This window comes from Bosea sp. AS-1, from assembly GCF_002220095.1.
Lineage (GTDB): Bacteria > Pseudomonadota > Alphaproteobacteria > Rhizobiales > Beijerinckiaceae > Allobosea.
The window spans coordinates 3,064,425-3,080,456 of sequence record NZ_CP022372.1 but is presented as its reverse complement, the minus strand read 5'-3'; the positions used below and the strand labels follow the sequence as shown (position 1 = coordinate 3,080,456).

The 16,032-nt window shown below is 64.2% G+C and carries 13 protein-coding genes; 8 read left to right on the top strand and 5 right to left on the bottom strand.

The window, feature by feature from the left end; genetic code table 11:
* Positions 1 to 33: 33 nt before the first annotated feature.
* The 3 genes from CE453_RS16445 to CE453_RS16435 are packed head-to-tail and all read left to right on the top strand — an operon-like array spanning position 34 to position 3,002.
* A complete protein-coding gene (locus tag CE453_RS16445) occupies positions 34 to 351 on the top strand; it encodes an ArsR/SmtB family transcription factor (protein ID WP_089175561.1) in 318 nt (105 codons plus the stop codon).
* 57 nt (positions 352 to 408) lie between these two features.
* On the top strand, positions 409 to 1,827 hold the full coding sequence (locus tag CE453_RS16440) for an NAD(P)-binding domain-containing protein (RefSeq protein WP_089177949.1): 1,419 nt from the start codon (positions 409 to 411) through the stop codon (positions 1,825 to 1,827).
* Positions 1,824 to 3,002, top strand: a complete 1,179-nt coding sequence (locus CE453_RS16435; protein ID WP_089175560.1) for an MFS transporter — start codon at positions 1,824 to 1,826, stop codon at positions 3,000 to 3,002. The genes CE453_RS16440 and CE453_RS16435 overlap by 4 nt, the downstream gene beginning before the upstream one ends.
* Positions 3,003 to 3,164: 162 nt before the next feature.
* Here CE453_RS16435 and CE453_RS16430 read toward each other — a convergent pair whose 3' ends face one another.
* From CE453_RS16430 to CE453_RS16420, 3 genes are all read right to left on the bottom strand, one after another.
* Positions 3,165 to 3,836: a hypothetical protein gene (locus CE453_RS16430; protein ID WP_089175559.1), complete on the bottom strand. Its 672-nt coding sequence runs from the start codon at positions 3,834 to 3,836 to the stop codon at positions 3,165 to 3,167.
* A 330-nt stretch (positions 3,837 to 4,166) separates the two neighbouring features.
* On the bottom strand, positions 4,167 to 5,312 hold the full coding sequence (locus CE453_RS16425; RefSeq protein WP_089175558.1) for a RelA/SpoT domain-containing protein: 1,146 nt from the start codon (positions 5,310 to 5,312) through the stop codon (positions 4,167 to 4,169).
* 220 nt (positions 5,313 to 5,532) lie between these two features.
* Positions 5,533 to 9,258 (bottom strand): vitamin B12-dependent ribonucleotide reductase, encoded by a 3,726-nt coding sequence (locus CE453_RS16420; RefSeq protein WP_089177948.1) that lies wholly within the window; start codon positions 9,256 to 9,258, stop codon positions 5,533 to 5,535.
* An 841-nt stretch (positions 9,259 to 10,099) separates the two neighbouring features.
* On the opposite strand from CE453_RS16420, the gene CE453_RS16415 reads away from it, so the two are divergent.
* The 5 genes from CE453_RS16415 to prfB all read left to right on the top strand — a co-directional run bounded on the left by CE453_RS16415 (position 10,100) and on the right by prfB (position 13,890).
* A complete protein-coding gene (locus CE453_RS16415; protein WP_089175557.1) occupies positions 10,100 to 10,510 on the top strand; it encodes an NADH:ubiquinone oxidoreductase subunit NDUFA12 in 411 nt (136 codons plus the stop codon).
* A gap of 153 nt (positions 10,511 to 10,663) precedes the next feature.
* The gene (locus tag CE453_RS16410; RefSeq protein ID WP_089175556.1) at positions 10,664 to 10,873 is read left to right on the top strand and encodes a hypothetical protein; all 210 of its coding nucleotides are present in this window, start codon (positions 10,664 to 10,666) and stop codon (positions 10,871 to 10,873) included.
* Positions 10,870 to 11,844: a D-2-hydroxyacid dehydrogenase family protein gene (locus tag CE453_RS16405; protein WP_089175555.1), complete on the top strand. Its 975-nt coding sequence runs from the start codon at positions 10,870 to 10,872 to the stop codon at positions 11,842 to 11,844. Before CE453_RS16410 ends, CE453_RS16405 begins: the two co-directional genes overlap by 4 nt.
* Positions 11,845 to 12,033: 189 nt before the next feature.
* Positions 12,034 to 12,645: a DUF2155 domain-containing protein gene (locus tag CE453_RS16400; protein WP_472841001.1), complete on the top strand. Its 612-nt coding sequence runs from the start codon at positions 12,034 to 12,036 to the stop codon at positions 12,643 to 12,645.
* 116 nt (positions 12,646 to 12,761) lie between these two features.
* Positions 12,762 to 13,890, top strand: a protein-coding gene (gene prfB / locus CE453_RS16395; protein WP_157733068.1) for a peptide chain release factor 2 whose coding sequence is annotated in 2 segments (ribosomal slippage) — positions 12,762 to 12,830 and positions 12,832 to 13,890 — 1,128 coding nt in all. Because the reading frame shifts where the segments join, the coding sequence is not laid out codon by codon here.
* Between the two features lie 82 nt (positions 13,891 to 13,972).
* On the opposite strand, the gene CE453_RS16390 is transcribed toward prfB, so the two are convergent.
* The gene (locus tag CE453_RS16390; RefSeq protein ID WP_089175553.1) at positions 13,973 to 15,283 is read right to left on the bottom strand and encodes a peptidoglycan DD-metalloendopeptidase family protein; all 1,311 of its coding nucleotides are present in this window, start codon (positions 15,281 to 15,283) and stop codon (positions 13,973 to 13,975) included.
* A gap of 87 nt (positions 15,284 to 15,370) precedes the next feature.
* On the bottom strand, positions 15,371 to 15,835 hold the full coding sequence (locus CE453_RS16385) for a peroxiredoxin (protein ID WP_089175552.1): 465 nt from the start codon (positions 15,833 to 15,835) through the stop codon (positions 15,371 to 15,373).
* Between the last annotated feature and the right edge of the window lie 197 nt (positions 15,836 to 16,032).

The following is a 16,032-nucleotide window of genomic DNA, read 5'->3' as shown; positions in this document are numbered from 1 at the left end:
ATGGAGCAATCCTGCCCATGCCTAATTATTTCCATGAACGTCGAAGAAGCAGCGAAGCAGCTCGAAGCGCTCGGTAACCCGACGCGCCTCCAGCTCTATCGAACCTTGGTCCGCGCGGGTCACGGCGGCCTCCCTGTCAATCAGGTGCAGGAACGCTTGGGGATCCCGGCTTCGACCCTGTCCCACCACCTTCAGCGGCTGATCCGGAACGGTCTCGTTACGCAGGAGCGACAGGCCACGACCCTGATCTGCCGCGCGGTCTATCCGGCCATGGATGCACTACTCGGCTTCCTCGCCGACGAATGCTGCATTGAGGAAGGCTGCTCGGATGCTTCCGGAAAGGCCGCCTGAGCGGATTTTCATTTGCCACTTAATTCCATGTTTCTAGCAGGAATGGAGGATATCCAGATGAAGGAGCTTCCCGTCGTCGTCATCGGGGCCGGACCGATCGGACTCGCGGCCGCAGCGAACCTCGTCATGCGAGGTATCCCGGTGAAGGTGCTCGAGGCAGGCGACGCGGCCGGCGCCAACATCCTGGGCTGGGGTCACGTCCGACTGTTCTCGCCTTGGGAGTTCAATGTCGACCCGGCCAGCCGGGTCCTGCTTGAGGCCGCCGGTTGGGGAGAGCCCGAGAGCGGGAGCTATCCGACCGGAACCGAACTTGTCGAAACCTACCTGGCGCCCCTGGCGGCAACGAACGAACTGGCCTCTGTCATCGAATACGGGGTCCGCGTTGCCGCGATCGGCCGCCATGGCATCGACAAGGTGGTGAGCAGGGACCGCGAGCTGCGCCCATTCCAATTAACCGTCGTCGGCCGCGATGGCGCGGTGGGCCGCGTCCAGGCTCGGGCGGTGATCGACGCTTCCGGAACATGGAGGACCCCGAACCCGGTGAGCGCCAGTGGCGTGGCCGCGGAAGGTGAGGAAACGCTGGCCGATCGGATCGCCTACGGCATCCCCGACGTCCTCGGCCGTGACCGAGCCGATTATGTCGGCCGAACGACGCTGGTGGTGGGCGCCGGGCACTCCGCCGCGAACGTGCTGCTCGATCTCGATGAGCTTTCGGCTCGGGACGGCACGACCAAGGCGATCTGGGTCACGCGCGGCCGGGATCTCTCCCGTGTCTATGGCGGGGGCTCGAACGACCAGCTCGCCGCCCGAGGAGATCTCGGGCAGCGCCTGCGCCGTCTCGTCGTGGAAGGTCGCATCGAATTGATCTCCGGCTTCGCCATCACGGGACTTCGCAAGGAAGAGGCGGGCATCGTCGTGAACGGCGAGGTCGGTGGTGTCGGCCGAACCATTGGACCGATCGACCGCATCGTGGCCTGTACGGGACAGCGGCCCGATCTTTCGCTGACCCGGGAGCTGCGCGTCGAGTTCGACCCTTGGCTGGAAAGTGCCCGGGCGCTCGGACCCATGATCGACCCGAACCTCCATTCCTGCGGATCCGTTCCGCCGCACGGGCACCGCGAGCTCTCGCATCCGGAGCCCGGGTTTTACACCGTCGGGATCAAGAGCTACGGGCGCGCACCCACCTTCCTGATGATGACGGGCTTCGAGCAGGTTCGGTCGGTCGTGGCGGCGATCGCCGGCGATCTGGTCGAGGCCGATGATGTCAGGCTCGTCCTGCCGGAAACGGGCGTATGCACCGCCGCGCCTGCCGCAGCCGGAGGATGCTGCGGAAGTCCCGCGCCGACCGAAGCGGATGCCTGTTGCCCAGATGACGCCGCGGCGAAGGCCGACGGCAAGGCCGGATGCGGCTGTGGTCCCGCCAAGGCACCCGAGCCCGCGCAGGCGACGTCCTCCTGCTGCGGCAAGGCTGCATGATCGATCGTGATCGGTTGACCGTCATCTCGGCCCTGGGCGTGGTGCAGATCCTCGCCTGGGGCTCCTCCTATTATCTTCCGGCCGTCCTTGCCGCGCCCATCGCCGCCGATACCGGGTGGCCGTTATCGTGGATCGTCGGCGCGCTTTCGATCGGCCTGCTCACCGCTGGGGCCGTCGCGCCCTATGTCGGCCGTGCCATCGGCGAGACTGGCGGGCGACCGGTCCTGGCGGCGGCGGCGATCCTCCTGGCTGCGGGACAATGCGCTCTGGGTATGGCCCCGAACCTGCCGGTCTTCGTGCTCGGCTGGATCGTTCTCGGAGCTGGGATGGCCGCAGGTCTGTACGATGCGGCGTTCTCGACGCTTGGGCGGCTTTACGGCGGCACCGCGCGGTCGGCGATCACGATGCTGACCTTATGGGGCGGCTTCGCCAGCACTGTGTGCTGGCCATTGTCGGCCTATCTCGTTGCTCATCTCGGATGGCGAGGCACCTGCTTCGCCTACGCCGCCATCCAGCTTGTGGTTTCCCTCCCGATCATCCTGATGACGCTTCCGAAGGTTCCGCCGGAGCTTCCGAAGGCGAAGGCCGGAGGCGGTGGTCCGACGGTCGAGCTGCTGCCATCGGAGCGCGGCGCGTTCCGGCTTCTCTCCGGCATCATGATCATAGGCGGGGCCATCACCGCGATCGTGGGTGTTCATCTGCTGACGCTGCTCCAGGCACAGGGGATCGGGCTGGCGGCGGCGGTGGCGCTCGGAGCCCTTGTCGGCCCGGCCCAGGTTGGCGGACGGATCGTCGAGATGGCAGGCGGCGGACGCCACCACCCGATCTGGACGATGAGCGCCGCCCTCGCGCTGATTGCCTTCGGGCTCGCAATGCTGGCGTTCGGGGCTGGCCCGATCGCCTTGGCGCTTATCCTTTACGGAGCAGGGAACGGCGTCTTCTCGATCGCGAAGGGAACGCTGCCGCTCGCTCAGTTCGGACCGCAGCGATATGCGCCCCTGGTCGGAAAGCTCGCGAGGCCGAGCCTCGTTGCGCAGGCCTTGGCGCCGACGGCAGGGGCACTATTGCTCGATAAGGCGGGTTCGAGCTGGACCTATGTGGCCCTCATGTTGCTGGCGGCTGTGAACGTGGTTCTGGGCGTAGCGCTTTTGCTAATCGGACGCCGCTTAGCATAGCCGAGCGGAATATTGTGAAGAACCCGGCGTGAGGAACGTCGACAGGCGCCTTGAATGGGCCCGAGCTGGAGCTCTCTTCAATATTGATGAGACTTGCAGAAAATGCATGTCCCATCAATATTGCCGCCGTATCGGTCGGCGCCAGATGCGCTCGAACCATTCTCACATCCGTATCGTCGATGTCGTTCCTTCTGAAGGCGAAAACTCACTCCAGAGGCCATCCTCGATCGAGAATTGATGAACGTTGAGGGCAAGCGCTATCGCGCAGGCGATCCTGATGCTGTTCTGATCGTCCTGATCCAGCGATTGAAAAATCTTCGCCGTCATTGGGTTGTCGTCCGCGAACTGATTTCGGAGCCACGCGAGGCGGCCTTTGGCCTTGAAATCCGTGTATCCCTCGGCTGCCAGCCTTTCGGGGAAGGTCTCGATCAGTTCCGCGTTTACCGGCACCTCGACATTGTCGAACTTGAACCAGCGGAAGCCTTCCCGGGTGCGGGGTGGCGGGAGCTTGTCGTTCACGGCGAGGATCGAGAGCTGTCGAATGGCTCCGTTCAATGCCGCTGACCGAGTCTGGTAGCTGCCGGGGCTACCAATGATTGTCGGCACTCCTGGCGGCAGGTTGCTGAAGACGACATCAGCGTGCCAGCCGTCGTCGGCCTGATAGACATGAACGCCTTCGACCTTCGACAGTCGCCACCATTCCAGTGACGAGGCCGCCGTCATGGTTTTCACGTCGAGGGTGGAGGTACCGATATCGGTGAGCTTGCCCTTCAATTCCTGGAGAAGGGCGCTCGCACGAAGACGGTTCTCATGTTTGGAATGGTCGTAGCTCATGGCGTTTCCCTTGAGGGCTCCACCGGAATAGCGGCCTCGCCTGAAGTTCACGTGTCGCAGAGCAAGTCACAAACAGCGGCTTCGATCTCAATTACCACGATGGTCCAGTCGATATGGCAAGCGCTGGAGCACCTCAGCACTTCCAAACTCAGCCCCTCAAAGATCACGAAACTTGCAAAAAATGCATGTTTGGTGATCTTTGACCTGCCTCGGCGGCTTCTGTCCGGTGAGATTTCGTCCCCGAAAACGCATCTTGGTGGGTTTTCGTCCCCGCCAGGGAATTTCTGCCCCGCGTCGTCGCGATGGGGAGTCCGTGCAAGCTTAGATGCTTCAGACGCCTTTCGGCTTGTCGAAGCGAGGTCGCCTCAGCCAAGCAGGGTCGACCATGTCGCGCAGCCGGGGTGGGGCGAGGGCTTGCTTCGGAAGATCGTATGTCGCCACCCCACGGCCCCGGCAGATGTGTCCGAGTTGATCCCGGAAAACCCGGACGTCGCCGAAATAGTTCGGGAACGCCTTCTTCAAGTCCTTGAGCTGCCCCAGGCTAACCAGGACGGTATCGCTGGATGGATCTTCATCGTCGACGCTGTCCACAGCCAGGCGACGTTCGATATCCCCGTAAACCCGGGTGCTGTCGGGGGCCTCGGTAAACGCCTCCACATCAACCCGCTTGGCCGCGTGGTCGTATCGCAGGAGCAAGTGCTTGGCGTAGCGATCGAACACGAAGCGGTCGATGATCTGAAATCCGTGGGCGAGATTATCCAGCTTGGCTTGCGCTCCGATCTGCCTATCGAGTTCGATGATCTCGCTGCGGCGCTCGCCGCCGCTCGGTGCACCGCGAACTGGAGCGCACCCCTCGCTCTCGGCAAATTCGCAGGACATCAGCATAAGGAGGCGGCGCCATGCCTCACTCCCTTCGCCGCCCTTGATGTTCACTCTCAAATAAAGGCCGAGCGCTTCCACGGCGGTGGCCCAGGCATGCTGAAGGTGAGTGCGTACCTGGAGCTCGATTCTCAATCCCTGCTGCTCAGGGAAACGCGCATCGTCGTGATCGAGCAGCAGATGGAGAGAGCGGTAGCCATCCTTCTTGGGCCTGCGAATGTAGTCGTCGGTATGGCGAAGCTGGTGGCGATCGGAGTGTTGAAGCCGATCGCTGAAGCGCTTCACGTCGTCGATGGTGGGGAGAATGACCCGGCATCCGCCCAGGTCCTGAAGTTCGGAGAGCTTGTAGCTTAGCCTCCGCAGCTTCCTCCTGATTGCCGGCATGCGCTTGAGGCGCGCGGCCGTGACACCACCTGTCTGGAGCGCACGATTGGCAGCAGCGAGCTGAGCCCGGATCTGCCTGATCGCATCGAGATGCCGTTCGCGCCATCCATTGGCGATCGAGAAGGCCTCGATAACTTCCGGTGCTCGGAAGCTATCGCGAGGGATCACGCTCTTCAGCAGGTCCCCGGCAGCGTCGACCCGTTCTTTCTCCAACGACGCACGACTCCCGTCACTCTGCCGAAGCTACCCGGGTTGATCGGTCCCAGCTTCGAGCGAGGGACGATGAAAGCTGGCTTCCGGGATTTAGACCCCGCCGCGTTGTCGCGGCGGGGCATTTTAGGGGTGAGGCGGACTTCCGCTCTCATCGAGGCGCGCTCTGGGTAGAATCAGACCAAACTTCCGGAGCGCCTACATGAGACCAAGATTGGAGTGATCACGAGCACCCGGTTGTAGAACCGCAGGTATTGCACTTCAGGCAGGTGCCGTTTCGAACCAGCGTGAAGTTGCCGCATTCGCCGCACGAGTCGCCGACATAGCCCTTCATGATCGCTTCGGCCCGTCGCTCCGACTGCGTCGGCTGGGTGGCAGGCGCCGAGAAGCCGAGCTTGGCCATCTCCGCCTCACCATAAGCCTCCGGCTCCTCCTTCAGCGCGGTCGCTCCGGCAGTGGCGAGGCCGGTCGCGGCCGGAGCCGTTGAGCGGGCGACCGCATCGTTGGCTGCGCCGCCACCCTGGATGGCAAGCAGGTTGATCGGCTTGCCGCGGCGGAAACCGGTCGAGGCGAGGGGGGTCGTGATCACCGGAGCCGCGTCCGGTGCCTTGTCCTGGCCGACGCCGCCACCCATCACGTCATGACCGATCTCGCTCGGGTCGACATGGGCGAGGTCGTTGCGGCCGAGATAGGAGATCGCCAGCTCACGGAAGACGTAGTCGAGGATCGAGGTCGCGTTCTTGATCGACTGGTTGCCGGCGACGAAGCCCGAAGGCTCGAAGCGGGTGAAGGTGAAGGCCTCGACATACTCTTCCAGCGGCACGCCATATTGCAGGCCGAGCGAGACCGCGATGGCGAAGTTGTTCATCATCGCCCGGAAGGCCGCGCCCTCCTTGTGCATGTCGATGAAGATCTCGCCGAGGCGCCCGTCCGAATACTCGCCGGTATGAACATAGACCTTGTGGCCGCCGACGGTGGCCTTCTGAATGTAGCCGGTACGGCGATCCGGCATCTTCTCGCGCTCGCGCTTGCGCTCGACGCGCTCGACGATGCGCTCGACGATCTTCTCAGAGATCTGGGTGGCGCGCGCCGCCATCGGCTGGGCGACCAGCGTCTCGACCGCGTCGTCCGCCTCGTCGTCCTCATCCGAGATCAGCGCCGCATTCAGCGGCTGCGAGAGCTTGGAGCCGTCGCGATAGAGGGCGTTCGCCTTCAGCGCCAGCTTCCACGAGAGCATATAGGCGCTCTTGCAGTCCTCGACCGTCGCCTCGTTCGGCATGTTGATGGTCTTGGAGATCGCGCCCGAGATGAAGGGCTGCGCCGCCGCCATCATGCGGATATGGCTCTCGACCGAGAGATAGCGCTTGCCGATGCGGCCGCAGGGATTGGCGCAATCGAAGACGTTGTAGTGCTCGGTCTTCAGGTGCGGGGCGCCTTCCAGGGTCATCGCACCGCAGACATGGACGTTGGCGGCCTCGATCTCGGCCTTGCTGAAGCCGAGGAAGGGCAGGAGCTCGAACGACATGTCGTTGAGCTTCTCGGCCGGGACCTTGAGCGTGCCGGTGAGGAAATCCTCGCCCAGCGTCCACTTGTTGAAGACGAACTTGATGTCGAAGGCGCTCTTCAAGCCCTTCTCGACCGCCTCGATCTTCTCGTCGGTGAAGCCCTTGGCCTTGAGCGAGCCCGGGTTGATGCCCGGCGCCTGCTTCATCGAGCCATGGCCGACGGCATAGGCCTCGATCTCGGCGATATCCGCCTCGCGGTAGCCGAGCGCGCGGAGCGCATCCGGCACGGCGCGGTTGATGATCTTGAAGTAGCCGCCGCCGGCGAGCTTCTTGAACTTCACCAGCGCGAAGTCGGGCTCGATGCCGGTGGTGTCGCAATCCATGACGAGGCCGATCGTGCCGGTCGGCGCGATCACGGTCGCCTGGGCGTTGCGATAGCCGTAGCGCTTGCCCTGCTCGAGGGCCTCGTCCCAGACGATGCGCGAGCGCTCCGCCATGGTGACGGCCGAGCCGCCGAGGCGGGCGAGGGTGGCGTGGTCGAGCGGCACGGGAGTGACGCTCAGGCCTTCATAGCCATCGGCGAGACCGTGGGCCGCGGTGCGATGGTTGCGGATGACACGCAGCATGTGGCTGGCGTTCTTCTTGTAGCCTGGGAAGGGGCCGAGCTCGCCCGCCATCTCGGCCGAGGTCGCGTAGGCGACGCCGGTCATAATCGCGGTCAGTGCTCCGGCCAGCGCGCGGCCTTCCTCGGAGTCATAGCCGAGGCCCATGGTCATCAGCAGCCCGCCGATATTGGCGTAGCCGAGGCCGAGCGTGCGGTACTCGTAGGAAAGCTCGGCGATCTCGCGGCTCGGGAACTGCGCCATCGTCACCGAGATCTCGAGCACCACGGTCCAGAGCCGGCAGAGATGCTCATAGGCCGCGACGTCGAAGGACTTGGTCTCGCGATCGTAGAACTGCAGCAGGTTGGCCGAGGCCAGGTTGCAGGCCGTGTCGTCGAGGAACATGTATTCCGAGCACGGGTTGGACGCCCGGATCCGGCCCGAAGCCGGGCAGGTGTGCCAGTCGTTCATCGTCGAGTTGAAGTGCAGGCCGGGATCGGCCGAGGCCCAGGCGGCGTAGCCGATCTTCTCCCACAGCTCGCTGGCCTTCAGCGTCTTGGCGACCTTGCCGTCGGTGCGGCGGATCAGGTTCCAGTCGTTGTCGTTCTCGACGGCGCGCAGGAAGTCGTCGGTCAGCGAGACCGAGTTGTTCGAGTTCTGACCGGAGACGGTGAGATAGGCATCGGAATCCCAGTCGGTGTCATAGGTGTCGAAGGAGATGTCCTTGTAGCCCTGCTTCGCGAACTGGATGACGCGCTTGATATAGTTGTCCGGCACCAGCGCCTTGCGGGCGAGCTTGATCTCGCGCTTCAGCGCCGGGTTCTGCTCGGGATCGAAGCAGGAATCGCCGTCGCCTTCGCAGTTCACGCAGGCCTTGAGCACGGCCTTCATGTGCTTCTTGACGGTCTTGGAGCCGGTGACGAGGGCGGCGACCTTCTGCTCCTCCTTCACCTTCCAGTCGATATAGGCCTCGATATCGGGATGGTCGGCATCGACCACGACCATCTTGGCGGCGCGGCGCGTCGTGCCGCCCGACTTGATAGCGCCGGCCGCGCGGTCGCCGATCTTGAGGAAGGACATCAGGCCCGACGACTTGCCGCCGCCGGCGAGCTTCTCGCCTTCGCCGCGCAGCAGCGAGAAGTTCGAGCCGGTGCCGGAGCCGTATTTGAACAGGCGGGCTTCGCGGACCCAGAGGTCCATGATGCCGCCCTCGTTGACGAGGTCGTCCTGCACGCCCTGGATGAAGCAGGCATGCGGCTGCGGGTGCTCATAGCTCGACTTCGATTTCACCAGCTTGCCGGTCTTGAAGTCGACATAGAAATGGCCCTGGCTGGGGCCGTCGATGCCATAGGCCCAGTGCAGGCCGGTATTGAACCATTGCGGCGAGTTCGGCGCGACGCGCTGGGTGGCGAGCATGAAGCGCAGCTCGTCATGGAAAGCCTGCGCATCCTCCTCGGAGGTGAAGTAGCCGCCCTTCCAGCCCCAATAGGTCCAGCAGCCCGCGAGGCGATCGAAGACTTGCTTGGAGGAGATTTCGGAGCCGTAGCGCTCGCCTTCCGGCAGCTCGGCGAGAGCGGCCTCGTCGGCGACGGAACGCCAGAGGAAAGACGGGACGTCGTTCTCCTCGACCTTCTTCAGGCGCGCCGGCACGCCGGCCTTGCGGAAATATTTCTGCGCGAGCACATCGCTCGCGACCTGCGACCAGGCCTCAGGAACCTCGATGCCTTCCAGGCGGAAGACGACCGAGCCGTCCGGATTCTTGATCTCGCTGACGGCCGATCGGAACGGGATCGCGGCGTAGGGCGACTGTCCGGCGGTGGTGTAGCGGCGCTCGATGCGCATGATCTTCGTCCCTCGATCTGCCGCGGGCCCGTTGAGGACCACGCGCGGCCGGTTGATCACCGGCTCCTGATGTCAGCCCAAACTCGGTTCGATGCCCTGTGGGTCCCGGCGGTGTCGCCCCGCCGATGGTCCCGGACGCGCCCAAAATGTCCGCGCAAATCCGTTCGCTTCCGCTGTTGATGGCGGATGCGGCGGCAGGCCCGGAACACACTGGAAAACTAGGGTTTCGCAGTCATCCAGAGGGGGTGCCGCCGGCCGTCATGCGATGGTCAAAATCTAGTCCCTTCGCGCCTCTCGCGTCAAGGAATAGTGCGGGGTCGATCTTGTGGATACGACATCTGGTAGGGATATGTGAGTTGCGGGGATAAGGTTCAAGGCCAGCGCTAAGCCTTGGGAATCCTGCGCAGAATCAACCCGGCGCTGCAAGATTGCCACAGTGCCGGCGGATGCGCAGTCCCTAAAATCCCCACTATTCATGGTTGACGAATGCTGAATCCGCGGCTGATCGGAGCGCCTCTGCAGGCACCGCTTTCAGGGAAGGGGGCAAGTGCTTGAAGACGGGGCGCTTCGGCCTGTCATTATGGCGAGGCGGAAGCCGAATCGCGGCGAAAATCCGGCTGCCGATCTGGATAGAATCAGGTGTCGATGTTCAGGAGCGCCGTCGGCCTCGCCTTCACCGAGATGGCCTTGGCCGTCATGAGCGCGTGCTCGCGCCTGCGGTCAAACCACCGATGCAGCCCCGTCATCTCGCGGCGGGCTGGACAGGGCGGGGCGCTGTCGCCATAAGTCGCCCGAGGTCGCGCCGCTCCCGAGCAGCGTCGCAAGTGCATGGACGAAGGCAATGAAGAACTGGCTGCTGCAGATCTTCACCTGGTGGAACAGCCAGACGATCGGCACGCGTTTCTACACCTGGCGCTTCGGCGAGCGGGTGGGCGAGGATGAGTTCGGCAATGTCTATTACCGCACCAAGGGCGGTGTGAAGGACAAGGCCCTCGGCTTCCAGCGCCGCTGGGTAATCTATAGCGGGCCGATCGAAGCCTCGAACATCCCGGCCGGCTGGAATGGCTGGCTGCATCACACGGTCGATGTCGCCCCCTCCGAGGAGAGCTATCAGCCGCGCGAGTGGCAGCAGCCGCATCAGCAGAACTGGACCGGCACCGCTCTGGCCTATCGCCCCCAGGGCTCGACCCTTGCGGAAGGCGAGCGCCCGGCGGCGACCGGCGACTACGAAGCCTGGACGCCGGGACGCTGAGGCTGAGATCTGAGCTTATCGGGCCGCTCCCCACGGGGCGGCCCTTTTCATGGACGTAAGCAAAGAGCTCCGCCGGCGCGTGCTGTCGGCGCGTCATGACATCGAACGGCCAGAGCGATATATCTTGGGCCGTTGATGCTCAGGAGCGCTGTCATGGAAGCACCGGAAGCCCTCGTCATCGACCTCCTGGCTTTCTTGAAGGCCGGTCCCAGGCCCTATGGCGAGGTCATGGAGGCCTGGCGCACGAGTTGTCCTCGCTTGCCGGTTTGGGAAGACGCGGTTGATCTCGGACTTGTTCAGCGCGAGCGCGACCTCGTGATACTGACCGAAGCCGGGAAGAATCTGCTGGCGTCGCGCTCATGAGGGTGGCGATTCTCGATGATTGGCACGATACGCTTCGGCATCTTCCCAGTTTCTCCAAGCTCGACGACCATCATGTCGAGATCTGGAATGATCACGTCGAGGACGAGGATATCCTGGTCCGACGCCTGGCCGAGGTCGAGGCGTTGGTCCTGATCCGCGAACGATCGCGCATCCAGGCTTCACTGCTCGATCGCCTGCCCAAGCTGCGGTTGATCAGCCAACGCAGCGTCTACCCGCATGTCGACGTTCCGGCATGTACGCGCAACGGCGTGCTGCTCTGCTCGAACCTGCATTCCGACACGCCGTCATACGCGGCTGCCGAATTGACCTGGGCGCTCGTCCTGGCGGCGGCTCGCCAGCTGCCGGCTCAGTTCGCCTCGCTCAGGGCGGGGCAATGGATCGCCGGCGTCGGCCATACGTTGAGAGGAAAGGTTCTCGGCATTTACGGTTGGGGGCGGATCGGCGAGGTGGTCGCCGGCTATGGCCGCGCCTTCGGCATGGAGGTGCTGGTCTGGGCGCGCGAGGCGTCGCGCGAGCGGGCGAGAAGCCAGGGCTGGTCGGTCGCCGGGAGCAAGGAAGCATTCTTTGCATCCTGTGATGTCGTCTCGCTCCACATGCGGCTCGTGCCGGCGACGCGGGGTATCGTGACCGGGGCCGATCTCGCACTGATGAAGCCGACCGCGGTCATCGTGAACACGAGCCGGGCGGGGCTGATCGAACCGGGCGCTCTCGTCGCCGCGCTCGAGGCTGGGCGCCCCGGCATGGCAGCCGTCGACGTGTTCGAGACGGAGCCGCTGCGGAATGCGGCCGATCCGTTGATCAACCTGCCCAACGTCGTCGCAACCCCGCATATCGGCTACGTCACGCAGGAAGAGTTCGATCTGCAGTTCGCGGATGTGTTCGACCAGATCAACGCGTTCGCGGCCGGCTCTCCGATCAATATGATCAATCCTGAAGCGAGGGGACATTAGCCGCCGGCACGGAGGGGGCTCTCGCTCGGTTCCCTGCCGGCCCGGCTTTCCGGCGCGAGCCGTGCGATCTCGGCGCGAGCAGCGGCATGGTTTGCGGTTGATGCCCTTTTTCCGCTGCCTTTGCCGTGTTACTGCGCCTCGTCGCGCCATGTCCGCGATGCCGGAGAGATTCGCGCCTTCATGCCGTCCTTGTCCCGTTTCCCGATCCTGGCAGGCCTCGCCGCGAGCGCTCTGACAATGACGGTTGCCGCTGGCCCGGCCTGGGCCGACCGCATCAAGAACCCGACGGCCGTCTTCGCTGGCCTCGACAAGATCACTGGCCGGATCATCTCCTTCGAGGTCGCGATCGACGAGACGGTGCAGTTCGGTGCGCTGCAGATAACACCACGCGTCTGCTGGACGCGGCCCCCAACCGAGGCGCCACGTACCGACTCCTTCGTCGAGGTCGACGAGGTGACCTTCAACAACGAATATCGCCGCATCTTCACCGGCTGGATGTTCGCCGACAGCCCGGGCCTGCATGGCGTCGAGCACGCGATCTACGACGTCTGGCTGACGGACTGCAAAGGTGGCACCGAGATCATCGTCGACCCGAAGGAGCCTGAGCCGCCTCCGCCACCGGAAGAGCCGCGCAAGCCGCGCACGGCCCCGCCGCGCGACGTCAACCAGCCGCCATCAGGGCGGGATCGCATCGATGTCGAGCCGCCTCGGGGCGTGCCGGTGCAACCGCAGCGGCCGAGCCAACGCTTCTTCCCCACCAACCCGGTTCCGGGGCGTGACCCTGCCGGAAGCGGTGGCTAAGGCGGGGTGCTGCCGCTTTCACTTGCGCGGTCTCGGGCGAGGGGGCGTTTACAGAGCGCGTTTTCGCCCCTATCTCAGCGCACCGGACAGGACGACAGGAAGACCGAAGCAGAATCATGCGCCCCGAAATCCAGACCCAACTCGATAACGCCAAGCAGTCGATCGGACTGCTGAGGAGGCATCTTTGACTGGGATGAAGCCCAGCGACGCCTCGCCGAACTGAATGCTCTCTCCGAGGGACCCGACTTCTGGAACGATGCCGAAGCCGCGCAGAAGCTGATGCGCGAGCGGACCTCGCTCGAAACCCAGATCGAAGGCATCACCAAGCTCGAGCGCGATCTCGACGATGCGCTGACGCTGATCGAACTCGGCGACATGGAGGGCGACGAAGCCACCGTCACCGAGGGCGAGCAGGCGATCAAGGCTGTTCAGGACGAGGCCGCGCGGCTGCAGGTCGAGACGCTGCTCTCGGGCGAGGCCGATATGCTCGACACCTATGTCGAGATTCATCCGGGCGCTGGCGGCACCGAAAGCCAGGACTGGGCCGAAATGCTGCTGCGCATGTATCGGCGCTGGGGCGAGCGGCGGAAGTTCAAGGTCGAGACCCTGGAATACCAGGACGGCGACACCGCCGGGATCAAGTCGGCGACGCTGCAGTTCAAGGGCCACAACGCCTATGGCTGGCTGAAGACGGAATCGGGCGTGCACCGCCTGGTGCGCATCTCGCCCTTTGATTCCAATGCGCGGCGGCAGACCTCGTTTGCGTCGATCTGGGTCTACCCGGTCGTCGATGATCGCATCGTCATCGACGTCAAGGAATCCGACTGCCGGATCGATACTTATCGCGCTCAAGGAGCGGGCGGCCAGCATATCAACACGACCGACTCGGCGGTGCGCATCACGCATATCCCGACCGGTATCGCGGTGGCCTGCCAGCAAGAGCGTTCCCAGCATAAGAACCGGGCGAAGGCCTGGGAGATGCTGCGCGCGCGGCTCTATGAGGTCGAGCTGAAGAAGCGCGAGGAGAAGGCCAATGCCGAGGCGGCCTCGAAGACCGATATCGGCTGGGGCCACCAGATCCGCTCCTATGTGCTGCAGCCCTACCAGCTGGTGAAGGACCTGCGCACCGGCGTCAGCTCTACGGCGCCGTCCGACGTGCTCGATGGCGATCTCGATCCGTTCATGGAAGCCTCGCTCGCCCAGCGCGTCTATGGCACGCAGGTCGAGGTCGAGGACATCGACTGAAGCATCGAACGACCTAGACAAAAGGATCGGCCCGGAAGCGGATGACGCTCCGGGCCGATCTCGTTCAAGGCTCCAGAAAAACTTAAAGCATTCCAGCCAGCTTGCTGCCTGCATTGAGGAATTTTGTCGGGTCGACCGGTTCCTCGTTGATGCGGGTTTCGTAATGCAGATGCGGGCCGGTCGAGCGGCCGGTCGTGCCGACCCGGCCGACGACTGTGCCGGTCTTCACGGTCTGGCCGACCGAGACCAGGATCGCCGACATATGGGCGTAACGTGTGCTCAGGCCGTTGGCATGCTCGACCTCGACCATGTTGCCATAGCCGCCATTGTATTCCGCTGCGACGACCTTGCCGGGTGCGGTGGCGAGGATCGGCGAGCCGCTCGCGGCGCGGAAGTCGACACCGGTATGCATGGCCAGGCCACGGGTGAACGGGTCGGTGCGATAACCGTAGTTGGAGGTGAAGTCATGGTCGCCGGGCATGGGCCGGGCGAGTGGCATCTGCTCGACGAGACCGCGAAGGCGAATGAGCGAGGTGAGCCGCGGCTGCAGGGCCGTCAACGTCGCTTCGAAGGGGCCGGCGGAGGCATCGAGCTTGACCGGCACCAGCGGGCCGCCGACGCCGCCATCCACGACGTTCGGCACGCTCATGCGATCGGTGTCGAGCCCGGTTTCGGCGAGCGCGCTGCGCAGCTTCTTCTGGGTCTCCGTGACCTTCTGGTCCATCTCCTTGAGTGCGTCGATCTGGGCATTCGAGGTTCGGGCCATCGCCTTGTCGAGCCGCTCCAGGTTGGCTTCCACCCGCTTGGCCGGGGGCGGCTCGGGCTGGAGTTCGCCTGACTGCCAACCGCCGCCGGCGTTCGCTTCGGCGCCGCGTAGCGTCGGCGTTTCGGGGGCGGGGGTCGGCTTGCCCGGCATGATGGGGGCGAAGCTGGTCACGCCCGAAGCTCGGATCGGCTCCTCCGGCTTAGCCACACGTGGGCGCAGCGGCAGCTTGTTCGCCGGCAGGATGCCATTCGACTGCAGCACATCGGTGAGCGCCGTCACCAGGGATTGCCGGGTTTCGAGCTCGGCCTGCCGGGTCGTCAATTCGTCGACGCGCGATTCGACGCCATCCTGGTCGAGCAGGGCGCGGCTGGCATAGCGGTCGATATCTGCCCGCAGCGCCGCGATCCGATCCTCATAGGCATATTGGCGCGTGGTCTCTCGCGAGATCAGGCGAGCAGCAAGGTCGTCCTTGCTGAGGATGTACCAGCCTGCCGTGCCGCTGCACGCGGTCATCAGCGCCAGCCACCCGAGGCCCATCAACATGGTCGAGCGGCGGATCGTATAGGTCTTGTGGACGATCAGCCCGCTGGCGGGAAGGGCTGGGGCTGTGTGAGACTGGGGATGCATACGCGGTACCGGGAAAACGCTGCCGATACCGCCATTAGGAATTGTTAGGGTTAATCTTTCGCAAAAGCCGGCGCAGAAATCGTCGAGCTACAGCGCGCGTGCGGCGGCGAGCACCTCTTCGGCATGGCCGGCGACCTTCACCTTGCGCCAGATCCGCGCGATGCGCCCTTGGGCGTCGATCAGGAAGGTGGAGCGTTCGATACCCATGAACTTGCGGCCATACATGCTTTTCTCGACCCAGATGCCATAGGCGTTGGCCAGTATCTGGCTCTCGTCGGCGAGCAGGGTGAGGCCGAGCTCGTGCTTCTGTTTGAACCGGTCATGACGCTTCGCCGGGTCGGGCGAGACGCCGACGATTTCGGTGTCGCAGGCCGCGAAATCCCGCCGGAGCCGGTTGAAGTCAATCGCTTCCTGCGTACAGCCCGTCGTGTCGTCCTTGGGATAGGCATAGAGCACCAGTTTGCGGCCGCGGAAGCTGGCCAGAGTGACCTCGCCGCCACCGTCACGGGGCAGGTGAAAATCCGGCGCCTTGTCGCCTTCCTGCAAAACCATGGTTTTCTGCCTTCCTTTTGTCGCCTTCCGGGGGCATGGACCGCCTCGGATCGCCGCGCGTTCCCGCCGGGCGCAGCTTCGGTGATTCATCTGTTATTGCATCGGATCTCTCCGAAGAGTGGTTTGCGCTCTTTGGTCCGATGTCGGAGCCGGATAGCAGGCCGGGGGCGGCGCCATCTGACGAAAGACGAGGCTCG